The organism is Candidatus Pristimantibacillus lignocellulolyticus (assembly GCA_023639215.1).
GTDB lineage: Bacteria > Bacillota > Bacilli > Paenibacillales > Paenibacillaceae > Pristimantibacillus > Pristimantibacillus lignocellulolyticus.
Window position 1 is genome coordinate 1,680,229 of sequence record CP097899.1, and the last position, 17,191, is coordinate 1,697,419.

At 39.7% G+C, this 17,191-nt stretch carries 17 protein-coding genes; all 17 read left to right on the forward strand.

Annotated features, from left to right (window positions below):
• The first annotated feature begins 25 nt into the window (after positions 1-25).
• The 17 genes from ispE to NAG76_07090 all read left to right on the forward strand — a co-directional run bounded on the left by ispE (position 26) and on the right by NAG76_07090 (position 17,093).
• Positions 26-880, forward strand: a complete 855-nt coding sequence (ispE, locus tag NAG76_07010; GenBank protein URN95976.1) for a 4-(cytidine 5'-diphospho)-2-C-methyl-D-erythritol kinase — start codon at positions 26-28, stop codon at positions 878-880.
• Between the two features lie 85 nt (positions 881-965).
• Complete coding sequence (gene purR / locus NAG76_07015; protein URN95977.1) at positions 966-1,799, forward strand: pur operon repressor; 834 nt, start codon at positions 966-968, stop codon at positions 1,797-1,799.
• A 259-nt stretch (positions 1,800-2,058) separates the two neighbouring features.
• Positions 2,059-2,340 (forward strand): septation regulator SpoVG, encoded by a 282-nt coding sequence (spoVG, locus tag NAG76_07020; GenBank protein URN95978.1) that lies wholly within the window; start codon positions 2,059-2,061, stop codon positions 2,338-2,340.
• Between the two features lie 130 nt (positions 2,341-2,470).
• A complete protein-coding gene (gene glmU / locus NAG76_07025) occupies positions 2,471-3,853 on the forward strand; it encodes a bifunctional UDP-N-acetylglucosamine diphosphorylase/glucosamine-1-phosphate N-acetyltransferase GlmU (protein ID URN96787.1) in 1,383 nt (460 codons plus the stop codon).
• A 145-nt stretch (positions 3,854-3,998) separates the two neighbouring features.
• Entirely contained in the window at positions 3,999-4,559 is a 561-nt protein-coding gene (gene pth, locus NAG76_07030; GenBank protein ID URN95979.1) for an aminoacyl-tRNA hydrolase, read from the forward strand.
• A gap of 57 nt (positions 4,560-4,616) precedes the next feature.
• Positions 4,617-4,847, forward strand: a complete 231-nt coding sequence (locus tag NAG76_07035) for an anti-sigma-F factor Fin family protein (protein URN95980.1) — start codon at positions 4,617-4,619, stop codon at positions 4,845-4,847.
• 662 nt (positions 4,848-5,509) lie between these two features.
• Positions 5,510-9,040 carry a transcription-repair coupling factor gene (gene mfd, locus NAG76_07040; protein ID URN95981.1) on the forward strand — a complete coding sequence of 1,177 codons (3,531 nt, stop codon included), beginning with the start codon at positions 5,510-5,512 and terminating at the stop codon, positions 9,038-9,040.
• 74 nt (positions 9,041-9,114) lie between these two features.
• Entirely contained in the window at positions 9,115-10,197 is a 1,083-nt protein-coding gene (locus NAG76_07045; GenBank protein URN95982.1) for a peptidylprolyl isomerase, read from the forward strand.
• A 401-nt stretch (positions 10,198-10,598) separates the two neighbouring features.
• The gene (spoVT, locus tag NAG76_07050; protein ID URN95983.1) at positions 10,599-11,141 is read left to right on the forward strand and encodes a stage V sporulation protein T; all 543 of its coding nucleotides are present in this window, start codon (positions 10,599-10,601) and stop codon (positions 11,139-11,141) included.
• A gap of 124 nt (positions 11,142-11,265) precedes the next feature.
• Entirely contained in the window at positions 11,266-12,837 is a 1,572-nt protein-coding gene (locus NAG76_07055; protein URN95984.1) for a polysaccharide biosynthesis protein, read from the forward strand.
• A 33-nt stretch (positions 12,838-12,870) separates the two neighbouring features.
• Positions 12,871-14,373: a nucleoside triphosphate pyrophosphohydrolase gene (gene mazG, locus NAG76_07060; GenBank protein URN95985.1), complete on the forward strand. Its 1,503-nt coding sequence runs from the start codon at positions 12,871-12,873 to the stop codon at positions 14,371-14,373.
• Positions 14,374-14,551: 178 nt separating this feature from the next.
• The gene (locus NAG76_07065; protein ID URN95986.1) at positions 14,552-14,824 is read left to right on the forward strand and encodes an HU family DNA-binding protein; all 273 of its coding nucleotides are present in this window, start codon (positions 14,552-14,554) and stop codon (positions 14,822-14,824) included.
• Positions 14,825-14,827: 3 nt separating this feature from the next.
• Entirely contained in the window at positions 14,828-15,109 is a 282-nt protein-coding gene (locus NAG76_07070; GenBank protein URN95987.1) for an RNA-binding S4 domain-containing protein, read from the forward strand.
• Between the two features lie 127 nt (positions 15,110-15,236).
• Entirely contained in the window at positions 15,237-15,521 is a 285-nt protein-coding gene (gene yabP, locus NAG76_07075) for a sporulation protein YabP (GenBank protein ID URN95988.1), read from the forward strand.
• Positions 15,518-16,129 carry a spore cortex biosynthesis protein YabQ gene (yabQ, locus tag NAG76_07080; protein URN95989.1) on the forward strand — a complete coding sequence of 204 codons (612 nt, stop codon included), beginning with the start codon at positions 15,518-15,520 and terminating at the stop codon, positions 16,127-16,129. Before yabP ends, yabQ begins: the two co-directional genes overlap by 4 nt.
• A 3-nt stretch (positions 16,130-16,132) precedes the next feature.
• Positions 16,133-16,441 carry a septum formation initiator family protein gene (locus tag NAG76_07085; protein URN95990.1) on the forward strand — a complete coding sequence of 103 codons (309 nt, stop codon included), beginning with the start codon at positions 16,133-16,135 and terminating at the stop codon, positions 16,439-16,441.
• Positions 16,442-16,565: 124 nt separating this feature from the next.
• Positions 16,566-17,093, forward strand: coding sequence for a S1 domain-containing RNA-binding protein (locus NAG76_07090; GenBank protein URN95991.1), 528 nt, complete (start codon positions 16,566-16,568; stop codon positions 17,091-17,093).
• Positions 17,094-17,191: the final 98 nt, after the last annotated feature.

Genomic DNA, 17,191 nt, shown 5'->3' on the forward strand with positions numbered 1-17,191 from the left:
TAAAATGGACGGGTGAATAAGATTAATGAAAATATATGAAAAGGCGCCAGCCAAAATCAATCTAGTATTAGACGCGTTACGTAAGCGTGAAGATGGATTTCATGAAGTTGAGATGATTATGACAATGGTTGATTTGGCTGATCGTCTGGAAATGGAACCACTGGCTCGTGATCAAATTATCATAAGCTCTCAAGTTGGTTATATTCCGCTAGATGAGAAAAATCTAGCTTTCCAAGCGGCTCAACTGATAAAAGAACGCTATCAGGTGAAGCAAGGCGTATATATACATTTGGATAAGAAAATTCCTGTAGCTGCCGGACTGGCAGGAGGTAGCAGTGATGCAGCGGCAACACTGCGTGGACTGAATCGTCTATGGAACCTAAATATTTCTGAACAAGAATTATGTGAGTTAGGTGCGGAACTTGGATCTGATGTGCCGTTTTGTGTCACAGGAGGCACAGCACTAGCTACAGGTCGTGGTGAACTGCTACAACCAATCTCCATTCCACCACAATGTTGGGTAGTATTAGCTAAGCCACCGATCAATGTATCTACAGCAGATGTATACGGAAGGTTTAGAGTGAATAAGGTGGATCAACATCCATCTGTGCAAGATATGATGGGTGCGCTTGATAGAGGTTCATTTACAGATATGTGTGATGCTCTTGGAAATGTACTAGAATCGGTGACGCTTCAGTTGTATCCAGAAGTAAAACAATTAAAGGATAGTATGATCAGATTGGGCGCAGACGGCGTTCTAATGTCTGGGAGTGGGCCGACAGTATTCGGTCTAGTATCCAAGGAAGCGAAGCTTTCAAGAATTTATAATGGATTACGTGGTTTCTGCAAAGAGGTATATGTTGTACGTATGCTTACATAAAGGCAAAAGCAAATCAAACTTGATTAAATCCGTATAAAAATGTAATATTGACTTTATATTATTCGGATTTAGGGGAGAGATTGCATTGAAGAAATTGAAGCGTAGTTCAAGGCTTGTAGAAATGACACAATATCTGCTTGCTCGTCCCCACACTTTAATCTCGTTAACTGCATTTGCAGAGCGGTATCAATCTGCCAAGTCCTCCATTAGTGAAGATCTAGCTATTATTAAAGAGGTATTTGAAGAAGAAGGTATTGGCCAACTGTATACGTTAGCCGGAGCAGCAGGTGGGGTAAAATTTAAACCAATGATGCCAATTGAAACATCTTTAGGTATTATCAATGAGGTATGTCAGACACTACAACAACCAGATCGAGTACTTCCTGGTGGATACTTATATATGACAGATATGCTCGGACAACCGAAGTTGTTAGCAGATATCGGTAAGATGTTTGCAACAGCATTTGCTGAATCACAAATTGATATTATTATGACTGTAGAAACGAAAGGTATTCCACTAGCATATGCTACAGCTGCTTGCATGAATATTCCTGTTGTTATCGTTCGTAGAGATAATAAGGTGACAGAAGGATCTGCTGTAAGTATCAATTATGTATCAGGTTCAACGAAAAGAATTCAGACAATGTCTTTAGCACGTCGGGCATTGAAAGAACGTTCTCGTGTTCTTATTATTGATGATTTTATGAAAGCTGGCGGGACGATCCAAGGAATGATGGACTTGCTCCATGAATTTAATGCGATAGTCGCTGGTGTAGGTGTACTTGTAGAGTCTGGTGAAATAGAGAACGAAGAACGTTTATTAACTGATTATGTATCGCTTGCTAATTTAGTTGCGGTAGATATGAAGACAAAGCAAATGGAAATTGTTCCAGGTAATTATTTCGACTCACTCAACTAATGGGTCAATCATACTTTGAGAGGCCGTCTGTTGACGGTCTTTCTTAATAAATATAGCGACTTTTTTAAGTTAATCATAATAGATAGGGCTTGTCATAAATAAAGCGTTTTCATCGATTCGTGTCGAATGTAGACGAAAATTATGCAAATTAAAAAAAATCTTAAAAAAAAGTATCAAATTACCAAAAAACAAGAAGGATTTAGCTTCAAAATGTGGAATTATACACCAAGTCTCCAATAGACAAAGGTGGTGAACACAAATGCAAATTACTGATGTAAGACTCCGCCGCGTGAACTCTGAAGGACGTATGAAGGCTATCGCATCTATCACGATTGATAACGAATTCGTTGTTCATGATATTCGTGTAATTGATGGAAACAACGGCATGTTCGTTGCTATGCCAAGTAAGCGTACTCCAGACGGAGAATTCCGCGATATCGCTCACCCAATTTCTTCTACTACTAGAGAGAAGATTCAATCTGCTGTATTAGCAGAGTATGAGCGTGCAGCTGATGAAGTTGTAATCGAAGAAGTATCGTAATACAAGGTATCATTATTAGTATTTTAACAAGGAGGAAGAGAGAGCTTAGGCTCTCTTTTCTTTTTTTGTATAATAAGATATATTCAGTTGAGGGTTTATTGATGAAGGGGGCTAGAATGACATGAAAATTATGTCTATCGTGTTAGCAGCAGGACAAGGAAAACGTATGAAATCAAAACAATATAAGGTATTACATCCCGTATGCGGTAAGCCGATGGTGGGTCATGTATTAGATACAGTAATTCAAGCCAAGAGTGAGAAAATAGTGGTGGTAGTCGGTCATGGTGCAGAGCAAGTGCAAGCGTTTATTGGGCAGCAAGCACAATATGTGAAGCAGGAGCAACAATTAGGTACCGGTCATGCTGTACAACAAGCAAAAGATTTACTTGGCTCTGAAGACGGAATAACGATTGTAATCTGCGGAGATACTCCACTTGTTCAAGCAAGTACGATCGAGCAGATGTTGAAATTACATCAAGAAAGTGGAGCGGCAGCAACAATATTAACGGCATTGTTCGAGAATCCAACTGGTTACGGTCGTATCATTCGTAATGAAGAAGGTATTGTTGAACGTATTGTAGAACAGAAAGATTGTTCTCTTGCAGAAGCTGCAGTTCAAGAAATTAATACAGGAACATATTGTTTTGACAACAAGAAACTATTTGAAGCACTGAGTCGTGTCACAAATAATAATGCACAAGGCGAATATTATTTGACCGATGTTATTGGATTGTTCAGACAAGATCAAGAAGTTGTTCAAGGTTACTGTACATCCGATATAGCGGAAGCTATTGGGGTTAATGATCGTGTAGCTCTTGCGGAGGCAGAGCAGCATATGCGTACGCGTATTAACCGTCAACATCTTGTTAACGGAGTAACGATTATTGATCCTACGTCGACGTACATTGAGTCAGATGTAGTCATTGGAGCGGATACGATTATATATCCAGGTACTGTATTACGAGGTAAGACTACGATTGGGGAAGATTGTATCCTTGGACCACAAACGGATCTTTCCAATTGTTCGATCCATAATGGCGTAACAATTAAACATTCCGTACTTGATCATGCGGAAGTAGGGGACGAGAGCAGCATCGGTCCATTTGCCTACTTACGTCCTGGTACTAAAGTAGGTAAACATTGTAAAGTTGGAGATTTTGTAGAGCTGAAAAATGCGATACTTGACGATGGTAGTAAAGTATCCCATCTAAGTTATGTCGGCGATGCTGAAGTAGGCAAAGAAGTGAATATCGGATGCGGTGCGATTACTGTTAACTATGATGGTTTTAACAAATCGAAAACGGTCATTGGTGATCATGCCTTTATCGGAAGTAATGTTAATCTTATCGCTCCAGTTAATGTTGGCCAAGGGGCATACGTTGTAGCGGGATCTACAATAACTAAGGATGTACCAGCTGGTGACTTAGCGATTGCTCGCCAGCGTCAAGAAAATAAACCTGAATACGCAGATAAAATTCGCGCACGAGCGAAAGCGAAGAAGGATGGGAAATAGAGTTCTATTCTTCCAATGTATTTTTCTGTACGAAGAAGGTAGGTTCTAAAACTCAGAAACATTTAAGATTTATGCTTCCGATGTATTTTTCAATATGAGGAAGATGGGCTCTGAAGCGCAGAAAAATTTAAGGAGATTGTACACAATGAAATGGATTGTAGGTCTTGGGAATCCAGGCTCTAGCTATGAAAAAACACGTCATAATGTCGGTTTTATGGTTATTGATGAGCTAGCACGCCGCTGGGGCATCTCTATGAATGGAAGTAAGTTCAAAGCAATAGTTGGCGAAGGTAATGTTGCAGGTACTAGAGTGGCTTTGCTAAAACCGGTGACCTATATGAACTTGTCTGGTGAAGCAGTTCGAGCTTATATGGACTTCTATAAACTGAATGTAGAAGATGGTATTATCGTCTATGATGATCTTGATACCGAGATTGGTAAGCTAAGACTACGTTATCAGGGCAGCGCAGGCGGTCATAACGGCATCAAATCACTTATTGCACATTTGAATACACAAAAGTTTAATCGCGTTCGTATGGGCATTTCTCGCCCCGAACCAGGCATTGTTATTGCTGATTATGTTCTGAGTAAATTCGCTAAGGCAGAGCAAACTCGTCTAGAAGAGATGATTGCCCATGCATGTGATGCGATTGAATATAGTCTGAAACACCCATTTGAAGAAACTATGGGAAAATACAATGGGTAATAGATTGTAAAAAATAGGGCATACTGAAGGTTATAAATGACCTTCGGGAGGCATAACATGGCTGTAACCTATATTTGCAAATATTGCAGATCGAATATTGGTAAGATAGATGAATCGGTTATATCTGAGCAACGTCTAGGTTTCAATTCCTTGACCGACGATGAGCGTAAAGATATAATTACGTATAATTTAAATGGGGATATTGAAGTGCAACTTGTTTGTGATTATTGCAATGAAGCATTGAGCAGTAACCCCGAGTTGATGTTAATTAATAATCCTCTGCAATAGCATCACATCGTGATCACAAGTGAATGATATGAACTATGATTCAAATATAGGTTCAAATCATTTACATGTCAGCACCAGAATAAGCGATGAATGTTATTTTCGCCGCCGAATAATCAGCGAAGCATCACATCGTGATCACAAGTGAATGATATGAACTATGATTCTAATAAAGGTTCAAATCATTTACATGTCAGCACCAAGAAAATGACATGAAGCTAGTGAAGTGAGGAGCGGAATGTACGTACTTGGTACATGAGCACCAGAACAAGCGATGAATGTTATTTTCGCCGCCGAATAATCAGCGAAGCATCACATCGTGATCACAAGTGAATGATATGAACTACGATTCCAATATAGGTTCAAATCATTTACATGTCAGCACCAAGAAAATGACATGAAGCTAGTGAAGTGAGGAGCGGAATGTACGTACTTGGTACATGAGCACCAGAACAAGCGATGAATGTTATTTTCGCCGCCGAATAATCAGCGAAGCATCACATCGTGATCACAAGTGAATGATATGAACTACCTCTCACGTGCGTAACAGCCGTCCACAAGCTTGCAACATATTGTGGATGGCTTGTTTGCGCACAATATGTGAGTTGTTATAGTGCAAGATAGACTTACATAGCTTGTAGCTTAGAAAGAAGGTGCCTCACAAATTGAAAGCGCTAATAGATTTATTTGCTGAAGATTCTGAGTTAAAATCAGTCGTACAAGGTTTTGACAAAGGGATGAAAGAACAGATGGTGTCAGGACTTTCTGGCTCCTCGAGACAAGTTTTTCTCGCAGCATTAGAAGATCAGTTAGATCGTCCATTACTAGTTGTTACGCATAATATGTTCTCTGCTCAGAAGATAGCAGAAGATCTACAAGATTGTTTGTCTAGCGAGAAGGTGCTATTATACCCTGCCAATGAATTAATGGCTGCTGAAGCAGCAATATCAAGCCCCGAAACATTAGCGCAAAGAATGGACGTACTATTGTCCTTAGCTAAAGGTTTTCGAGGTATTGTTGTCGTTCCGTTTTCTGGCATTAGAAGATATCTTCCTACTAAAGAATCTTTTATACATGCTGAATTAGAAATTACCGTAAGTCAGCAAATTGATCCTGAACATTTCCTCCATAAGTTAAATGAGCTTGGTTATACGAGAGCAGATCGCGTGGAATCTAAAGGTGAATTAAGTGTAAGAGGCGGCATTATCGACTTCTATCCACTCACCTCAAAGCTTGCAGTACGTGTAGAATGGTTCGGAGATGAAATAGACTCGATTCGTACCTTCGATCCCGTAGATCAACGTACCGTTGAACGTATGGACTCTTTCGTTGTGCCTCCAGCACAAGAAATACTAGCAACTAAAGAACGAATGCAGACGGCAGCTAGGCATGCAGCGAACTTACTAGAGGCTCAGTTAGATAAAATGAGTGATCGTGCTACAAAGGACAAGTTGCGTGATGAGATTGGAGCAGAAATTGGCAAATTACGAGAAGGTATCTACTTCTCTGAGATTTATAAGTACATTTCATTACTATATCCTGAGCAACAAAGCATCATTGACTTTGTACCAGCCGATACATTACTTGTACTTGATGAACCAAGCCGGCTAATCGAAACAGCGAAGCAGCTTGAACGCGATGAGACAGAGTGGAACTTGCATTTATTACAAAATGGTAAGTCATTACCTGGTTTCGTTCTTGCTAGAGAAAGCACTCAAATTCTCCAGCATCGTCCGTTTCCTACATTGTTTATACAATTGTTCTTAAGACAAATTCCACATACTCAACCGCAAAACATCGTGAATATAACGACTCGTACGATGCAAAGTTTCCACGGTCAGATGAATGTACTAAAGGCAGAGATGGAGCGCTGGAGAAAAAATGGTGCAACGATCATTATGCTTGCAGGCAACAAAGAGCGAGTGGATCGGATGCAACGTGTATTGCTCGACTATGATATTGTGCCGCCACAATTGCTGCAAGGTAACTTACAGCAAGGGTTTGAGTTGCCATCGTCTAACTTAATTGTCATTACTGAAGGCGAGATGTTCACACAGAAGCAACGTAAAGCTAGACGTGTAGATAAGAAGATGGACAATGCTGAACGTATAAAAAGCTACACGGAACTTAAGGTTGGCGATTATGTCGTACATCAAAATCATGGTGTTGGTAAATACGTAGGGATTGGTACGCTTGAAATCGGTGGTATACACCGTGACTATTTGCATATTGTATACGCGGCTGGTGACAAGTTATCTGTGCCTGTAGACCAAGTCGATCTCATTCAGAAATATGTAGGTAATGAAGATAAAGAACCGAAGGTTAATAAGCTCGGTGGATCAGAGTGGACGAAGGCGAAAAGCAAAGCGAGATCATCCGTTCAAGATATCGCGGATGACCTTATTAAATTATATGCGGAAAGACAAGCAACCCCTGGTTTTGCATTTGGTGAAGATACAACGTATCAAAATGAATTTGAAGCAATGTTCCCATATGAAGAAACGAAAGATCAACTACGAGCGATTCAAGAAATTAAGCGAGATATGGAAAAAGCGCAACCGATGGACCGCTTACTATGTGGTGACGTAGGTTATGGTAAGACTGAGGTAGCGGTACGTGCAGCGTTTAAAGCTGCAATGGAAGGTAAGCAGGTAGCGGTACTCGTACCAACGACAATATTGGCACAACAGCATTATGAAACATTCCGTGAACGATTTAGCGGCTATCCGATTAATGTTCAAGTTATGAGTCGTTTCCGTTCGCGCAAGGAGCAGAATGAGACAATAAAAGGTTTGAAGAACGGTACTGTTGATGTGGTCATTGGAACACACCGTCTTCTATCTCAAGATATTATTTTCTCAGCACTTGGTATGGTCATTGTCGATGAGGAACAACGCTTTGGAGTTACTCATAAAGAGAAATTGAAAAAATTAAAAACAAGTGTAGATGTGCTTACATTAACGGCCACACCTATTCCACGTACGCTACATATGTCTATGCTTGGTGTGCGTGACTTGTCAGTAATTGAAACGCCACCTGAAAATCGTTTCCCTGTCCAGACTTATGTATTGGAACATTCGCATGCGCTTGTACGTGAATCGATTGAGCGTGAATTAGCGCGTGGTGGACAAGTGTATTATTTATATAATCGCGTACAAGGTATCCATCAAATCGCTGAAGAAATAAGCGAACTTGTACCTGGTGCTCGTGTTAGTGTGGGGCATGGCCGAATGAGTGAGCAGGAACTTGAATCGACGATTCTAGATTTCCTTGACGGTGAATCAGATGTACTGGTTAGTACAAGTATTATTGAGACGGGCGTAGATATTCCGAACGTTAATACATTAATCGTACATGATGCAGATAAAATGGGATTATCCCAGTTATATCAATTACGCGGACGTGTTGGCCGTTCCAATCGAATTGCCTATGCCTATTTCACGTATCAACGAGACAAAGTGTTGACTGAAGTAGCTGAGAAACGTCTACAATCGATTAAGGAATTTACTGAACTAGGTTCGGGATTCAAAATTGCGATGCGTGACTTATCGATTCGCGGAGCGGGTAACTTACTTGGAGCTGAGCAACATGGTTTTATTGCATCCGTTGGTTTTGAGATGTTCTCACAAATGCTTGCAGAAGAGATTAAGCTTAGAAAGCAACAGATGGATGGCGTAGAAGTAGAAGAGAAAAAAGTTATTCAAACCGTTATCGATTTAAGTGTCGATGCCTATTTACCGAACGAATTTATTTACGATAGTATGCAAAAAATCGAAATTTACAAAAAAGCCGCGGTTATTTCTACGATTGAGGAATCAGATTTATTAATCGAAGAAATCATTGATCGTTTCGGTGACTTACCGCAATCGGTTATTAATCTAATGACTGTTGCTCGCATGAAAGTGCTTGGTTCAACTCTTGGAATTACTCAAATTACGAGTAAAAATGATGATTTCCGTTTATTATTTAATACAGTGCCTAAGAAGAAGGCGATACGTAAAGATATTGATAAGTTATGTTTGAAAATGGAAAATAGATTTAAACAGTCTAGAGAAGATGAAGGTTCATATAGTATCGAATTACGTGGCAAAGGTTTAACAATGGAACAAAAGTTACATCTAACCGAGCGATTCCTATTTGAATATCAGTCATTAACTCATCAAGATGAAGAGAAGCTGCATCAGGCGACAACATAAAGGGAAATTGGCTTTTCCCATATAGAATCTGCTACAATGGATAGCAGATTCTAACATTCGAAAGGGGTTTACACATGTTATCTAATTTAACAACTAAGAACTTTGGTAAAGGACTAAAGTTAATAGTAATATCTGCGTTGTTCGTAGCATTACTAGCAGCATGCGGTAAAGATGAAGTTAATCCTTCATTGACGTTCAAAGGTGTAGAAGGCGGAGAAGTTGTTGCAACATACAAAGACGGTACAGTAACTGATCTAGAGTTCAATAAGTTCAAATCAGCTTTTGCATTATTACAAGGAATGGACGAAGCGCTTCTTGATCAAAGTGGATTTCGTGAAGCGGTTTTAGAACAATATATTACCTATAAGATTTTAGCTAACCGTACAACAGAAGAACAACAAGTGAAAGCCAAAGAAGAAGCATTAACAAACTTTGAGCAAGTAAAAGAAAGTTTATCTGCTTATGGCGATGTTAAGGACATGCTTAAAGAGAAAAACTTAACAGAAAATGATTTGGCTTCTTACATTATGTTTGTAGTTGCAACTAACGATTATATTCTAAGTCAGATAACAGATGATATGACTAAAGAAGAATATGAAGCAAATAAAAATATGTACACGCTTTATGACGCTCGTCAAATTGTTGTGAACAATAGTGTTACTGATGCTACAACGCAACAAGTAACAGTTACTCGTACGGATGAAGAAGCATTAGCACGAGCGAAAGAGGTACAAGCTAAGCTTGCTGCAGGTGGAGACTGGGAAGCATTAGCAAAAGAATATTCTGATGATGCACAGACAAAAGCTACTGGTGGAGTGCTCAAAGATTATATGGGTGGATATTGGGCAAAAGAAATTAGCACAGCTGCATTGGAACTTCCATTGAATGAAATTAGCGAGCCGATTAAATCTGCAATTGGCTACACAGTTCTTAAAGTTGAAGCACGCGACATTTTAGAATATGATGCTGTTCCTGACACTACTAAAGATCTAATTCGTAACCAACTATCTCAGAAAGTAACATCGAAGTTTGTTGAAGAAGAATTACCAGGTTATGAAATTAACATGACATTGCCTGAATTAGAAACACCTGAAACAACGCCAACAGCAACACCTGAGGGCGATGCAGAGACTCCAACAGCAACGCCTGCATCATAATCGATAACGAAATAACAATAATGTCTTTATCGTCATACAAAAAGCTCTGTCACGTCCCAATCGACGTGACAGAGCTTTTTTTGTGGCATTAGTATAGTGAATGTTGCCCTTGGTCAAAATATAGTTAGGTGAGTAATTTCAGCATTATTGAGAAATGATGACACTTGAATGTATAAGATGTTAGTTATGGATGAATACTATGGTCAGATTCAATTTTTGGCTACGCCTTATGTTAACGCTACATGGAAGTTGATAATACCAAACATATTCATCAATCGAAATAAGCGAAATTATGATTATAAGATGTCGTGGTCTGAAAAATAACTGTGTTATTGGAGTTCCTATACAAGAAGCAATTAATACAAACTATTTCGATGTGTTTGAAAGAGAGGTCATACGTAATGAAAGCTACAGGCATTGTTCGTCGTATTGACGATTTGGGTCGCGTTGTAATACCGAAAGAAATTCGTCGTACGTTAAGGATTCGTGAAGGTGATCCATTAGAAATATTTGTTGACCGCGATGGGGAAGTTATACTGAAAAAATATTCTCCAATTGGAGAATTAGGTGACTTTGCTAAGGAATATGCAGAATCGTTATTCGAAAGTGTTGGACATATTACGCTTATCTCTGATCGTGATACGATAATTACCGTTGCAGGCGCATCCAAAAAAGAATTGCTCGATAAATCTATTGGACAAACGTTGGAAGCTTGTATGGACAACCGTAAGACGCATCTTGAAACCAATAGTGGAAGTTATGAAATAGTTAAAGATCAGTCAGATACGTATAGCTCCTACATTATTGCACCAATTATTGCGGGTGGAGATCCGATTGGTACAGTAGTCTTACTTAGTAAAGAAGACAATGTTAAGGTAGGTAATCTAGAACAGAAAATGGCGGAGACAGCAGCTGCATTTCTAGCGAAACAAATGGAACAATAAACGACAATTTTCACGTGAAACATACAAGCTTCTCTGGCCAGATATCTATTCTGGCAGGGGAAGCTTTTTTCACCTATAATGGTGTGATGGTACATACCACAACAGAATCGGGTGAATAGAAACATTGAGTCTTAGAGCAAAATGGCTAAAGATAAGTGGTTATGGAGCATTATGGTTAACATCGGCGACTTTTGTTACGAAGCTCATTGGCGTATTACAAAAGATACCACTGCAAAATCTAGCTGGTGATGCGGCATTTGGTATATATAATATCGTATATCCTATCTATCAGTTAATGATGGCTTTAGCCATCGCAGGCATTCCAACTGCACTAGCTTTTTATATCGCTCAAAAAAATGAAAAAGAGCAACATAATGTACTGTCAGTTGCTCTTATTGTTATTAGTGGAGCAGCAGTAGTAAGCTGTATGATCGGATTATTAGCTGCTCCTTGGTTAGCTAAGTTGATTGGTAATATCGAGGTCGTAACCTCCATCCGCATGTTAGCGCTTGCCCTATTGATAACGCCACTACTCGCTGTATATCGAGGGTACTATCAAGGAAAAGATGATGCTAGGGCATCTTCTATCTCACAACTCATTGAGCAATGCGTTCGTGTAGCTTGCATGCTATTACTGTTATGGATCGGTCTTATTTTCAATTGGTCAGATAGTAAGCTTGCTGCTGCTGTTATGTTCGGTTCTGTTATTGGAGCTATCGCAGCACTGATATGGTTGTTGTCTTATCAAAAAGGTAACAATCTTGTGAGGATAGAGCGTAAGTTATTAGTAACGGAAGGGAATATCTTATTCCGGATGGCTCTACCAACAGCCCTTGCGGCAATTGTTGTTCCGATGGTAGCTGTTGTTGACGCGATAAGTATTCCTCGCTTTATGCTTGGTGTAGGCGAGCAGGTTTCATTTGTTATGGCGGAGTTTGGTCGATATAGCCGTATTCAACCGCTTATTCAATTAGTATCCATGCTACTTGGAGCGTTTGCAGCAGGCTTTATTCCCAATTGGGTGAAGCAAGATAGTGCTGTGAATCTTGGTGATCGACTACTACTTATTCATCGGCTTGCATGGATGATTGGAGCAGCAGCAGCAGTTGGACTGTTTTTCCTGGCTTCGCCATTGAATATTATGCTGTATAAGGACGCTGAAAGTTTGACGACGTTCCGCATTCTTAGTTGGACAACCTTAGCAAGTAGTATGTTAGCTGTTCAAGTGCCTTTGCTGCAGGCAGCAGGGGTTAGAAAGCTTCCACTCTACTTATTACTTATAGCAGCCGGAAGTAAGGCAATATTAAACTATGCATTCGTTCCGATATGGGGTATTGAGGGAGCCGCATTAGCTGGTAATATTGCATTATTCGTTCCTGCTATTATTGGCGCACTTGCATTACGACGAGCGACAAACCATATGAATGTTGTTATGAATTGTAAGAGGCGTAGTTGGCTAGAGGCATTACGATTGCTTAGTGTGACCTTACTAGCGCTTGTACTCATGGTTTTATCCATTAATATTGTAAGTGAGCTAATCGGTTATATATGGCCACTTGGATGGCATATGCGCCTTTGTTACACGTTAGAGACACTATCCTCTGTAATTGTCGGATCTATAGTGTTCGGTGCCATAATAATGGTATTCAAAGGTATCACAAAATCGGAATTGAAGTTGCTAAATAACCAAACATGATTTTCAGGTGAACGTTTAGAGGGAGAGTAGAAAATGTTGAAATCAATTACTGTAGTAGGATTAGGATCAGGTAGTGAAGATCAGATAACGCTTGGTATTTGGAAAAAGGTGAAAGAGGCAAGTCATCTCTATGTCAGAACCGAGCATCACCCTATGATGAAACTATTGCATGATGAGCATATTGCGTACACAAGTTTTGATGACGTCTATGAGAAGCATAATAATTTCCCAGAGGTATATGAGGAGATTGTACAGACATTGTTACAACGTGTACTGGAGATTGAAGAAGCGGGTAAAGAAGCTAGTATCGTATATGCTGTTCCAGGACATCCAATGGTCGCTGAAAGTACGGTTCAAAAGCTTATCGCCCGTTGTGAAGAGCAAGGAATCGCGCTAAATATTATTGGTGGTGAAAGTTTTCTTGATGCAGCGTTTACTACGCTTCGTTTTGACCCGATTGAAGGATTTGCATTACTTGATGCAGCAGAGTTACAACCAGCGTTATTACAACCGCAATTGCATACACTGATCGGACAAGTTTACGATAAGTATACGGCATCCGATGTGAAATTAGCGTTAATGGAGCGTTACCCAGATGATTATGAAGTTATCGTAGGACATGCACTAGGCGTAGAGGGCCAACAGGAGATCATCTCCGTGCCGATCTATGAGCTAGATAGAATAGACGGATATCATAATCTATCGATCATCTATGTACCTCGCACAACCGATGATGCCGTACGTAATCGCACCTTTGATCGTTTACATGAAATTGTTGCGATACTGCGTAGCCCAGGTGGCTGTCCATGGGACCAAGAACAGACACATCAATCGATTCGAAAAAACTTTATTGAAGAGCTGTACGAAGCATTGGAAGCTATCGATGCAGATAATCCCGAAGGCATGCAAGAAGAATTCGGCGATGTGCTTCTACAATTAATGTTGCATAGTCAGATGGAAGAGGAACTAGGAAGCTTCTCAATCTATGATGTGCTTCAGACATTGAATGAAAAATTAGTATATCGTCATCCTCATGTGTTCGGTGAAGATGCTGCTCAAAATTCGGAAGAGGCACTTATGAGCTGGGAAAAGATGAAAGCAGAAGAGCAACTTGCCAACGGCATTACCGATAAGCGTCCATCTAAGTTAGATGGTATTCCGAAAGATCTGCCAGCAATTCTAACTGCTTACAAAATTCAGAAAAAAGCAGCTAAAGTAGGATTTGATTGGGATGAGATTGGTCCTGTACTTGAAAAGATCGAAGAGGAAATTGCAGAGTTGAAAGAAGTGATTCAATCAGGCGAGCAAGATAAGCAAGCAGAAGAATTGGGTGATCTGCTATTTGCCGTTGTTAATGCTGCTAGATTCATTCACGCCGATCCGGAAGCATCACTTGCTCGTACAAATATGAAATTTAAAGCTAGATTTCAATATATTGAAGAGCAACTTCGTATAAATGATAAAAGCTTTGACGATACTGATTTAGTAGAGATGGATCAATGGTGGGAGGAAGCCAAAGGGATTGTGAAATACTAAAAGTCGTCAAAATCTTTGCTTGTTCATCAAATCTTGTAAAAATTTTAATAGAAATAAGAAGGATTTTGTAAACTTTAGTTGAATTAATAATCTTCGTGAGGTCAGATGCATTAATGTGTGCTCACGAAATGGCATTCGCCTTAAACTAAACATATATTTGTCAGGAGGAATATAAGAAATGAACAAAACAGATCTAATTAATAACATTGCAGAAAAAAATGGTCTAACTAAACGTGATGTAGAAACTGTACTTAACGGTTTTCTTGCTGAAGTAACAGAAGCGCTTGCAGGTGGAGATAAAGTACAACTAATTGGTTTTGGTACTTTTGAAACTCGTAAACGTTCTGGACGTGTTGGTCGTAACCCTCAAACGGGTGCTGACATCAACATCCCTGAAACAACTGTTCCTGCTTTCAAAGCTGGTAACAAATTGAAAGAAGCTATTAAGTAGTCTATGCGCTTAGATAAATTTCTCAAGGTATCGAGATTAATTAAGCGACGTACTGTTGCCAAAGATGTGTCAGAACAGGGACGGATTTGGATCAATGGCCGTGAAGCTAAAGCTAGTAGTAGCGTCAAAGTAGGCGATGAATTGCAAATTCAATATGGTCAGAAGATCGTAACGGTTCGCATAGATCGTATTTCAGAGACAACACGAAAAGACGAAGCCACGGAGCTTTATACCTTGGTGAAAGAAGAAGCACGCCCGAAAGAGAATATTCTTGATTGGGAGTAGACCTAATAGAGAGCAGTATCATTCACAATGGTGAGTGATACTGCTCTCTTTTTTGTTGGTCATAGTTCTAAAGTTCAGGCGTCTTCCATACTCTATAAAGAAATGAATAGAAGTGGAGGACGAGTCTATGATGGAACAACCGAAAAAGCAAAAGCAACAAGATGTGAAATTAACAAATCGGAAGTTATTAGAACTCACAGGAGTAACAAAGGTGGAGAGTTTTGATAGCGAGTTGTTTTTGCTAGATACGGAGCTAGGGATGTTAACGATAACTGGTCATAATCTACATATGAAACATCTAAGCCTAGAACAAGGCTTAGTCGCAATAGAGGGTCTGGTTCACTCACTCGCCTATTCTGATGGTAATAACGCCGGCAAGGGTAAAGGCGTATTCGGTAAGTTATTTCGATGAGTTTAAGCGTACAGTGGTTAACGTTAGCCACAATGTTAATGTCTGGTGTTGGGATGGGCGTTCTCTTCGATAGTTATAGAGTCGTATCCTCAGAGCTCAAATTTCCGCGCTGGACCTTATCATTGATTGATCTCATATATTGGATTGCCTCTGCAATCGTAGTCTTTCGAATGCTCTATGTAAGCAATAGTGGCGAGGTGCGCGCATACGTATTTGTTGGACTAGCTATTGGCTTTTTATTTTATTACTGGTTATTCAGTAAAATAACAACAAAAATGACGCTATGGTTGATTAAAGCGATAAAATGGTGTATACAGATAATAGTGAATATTTTCCACATAATAGTAATAAAACCCATTCTTATCATATGGGTGGTACTACTTTATATTATGAAACTTGGTTCTAAGATCACTATTGGTATAGGAAAACTTGTGCTACAATTACTACGTCCGATCCTAAAACTAGTACTATGGATACTTTCTCCCCTTACAAAACCTCTAGTAAGATGGCTCAAACCGTATTGGGAGAAATCGAATATATCAACTAATCTAGCGAAAATGTGGAACATAGTGAAGCAGAGATCGCAGGCATGGTTAAGGAGGAAGTAGCAAATGGCCCAAACAAAATCAAAACAATCAATTAGTGGGGCAAAACGAAGGTTTAAGATATTGTTTGTGCTTGCTGCAATATTCTTAGCCTGGGCAGGATACACTTTATTGAATCAGTCTAATCAACAAGATGCGATGCAAGAGAAATTAATGTCTCTCGAGAGTAATCGTGATTCAATCACAAAAGAGCGTGATTCTCTAGCAACTCAAATTAAATTACTAAATGATCCAGAGTATATGTCTCAACTAGCAACAAAAGAGCAAGGAATGGTAAAAGAAGGCGAACAGCAAATATTTAGTGAGCAACCGTGATGCCTGTCTGTTGACCTTAATTCGTCGATTCGGTTATAATCACGATATGAGCAATTTTATGCGTAACTATTGATCTTACGTAGGATTGACTTTATATTACCTTAAGAGAGGAACATTTTATTTTATGGCAATTGAAGTGGGCGCCAAATTAGAAGGAAAAGTGACGGGTATTACTAATTTCGGAGCATTTGTTGATTTATCCGGAGGAGTCACTGGGCTAGTTCATATTTCCGAGATCGCTGATAATTATGTCAAAGATGTTAAAGATCATCTGAAGATTGAAGACGTAGTTACAGTTAAAGTCATTAATGTGGACAAAGATGGTAAGATCGGCCTTTCAATTAAACAAGCTGTTGATCGTCCAGCAGGAGAGCAAGCTCCACCTTCTCGTGAGCGACATACATCAGGAGGACAAAGCGGAGAGAAATTTAATCGCGGCGGCGGCAGTGGTGGCGGCGGTAATTTTGAAAGAGGCGGTCGTCCATTCAATAAGCAAGGCGGCGGCAAACCTAACTTTGGTAAGCCAAGCTTTGGTAAAGCGTCGTTCGAGGATAAAATGTCTAAGTTCTTAAAGGATAGTGAAGAGCGCATTTCATCTTTAAAAAAGAATACTGAAGGTAAACGTGGCGGTCGCGGAGCAAAACGAGACTAGTTTACGATTATATGTTGATAACAAGCAGGGCTTATATAGCTCTGCTTTTTTGTTTTAGAGGTAGCTCAAAAAGTGGCCTTTGATAACGACGATTATGC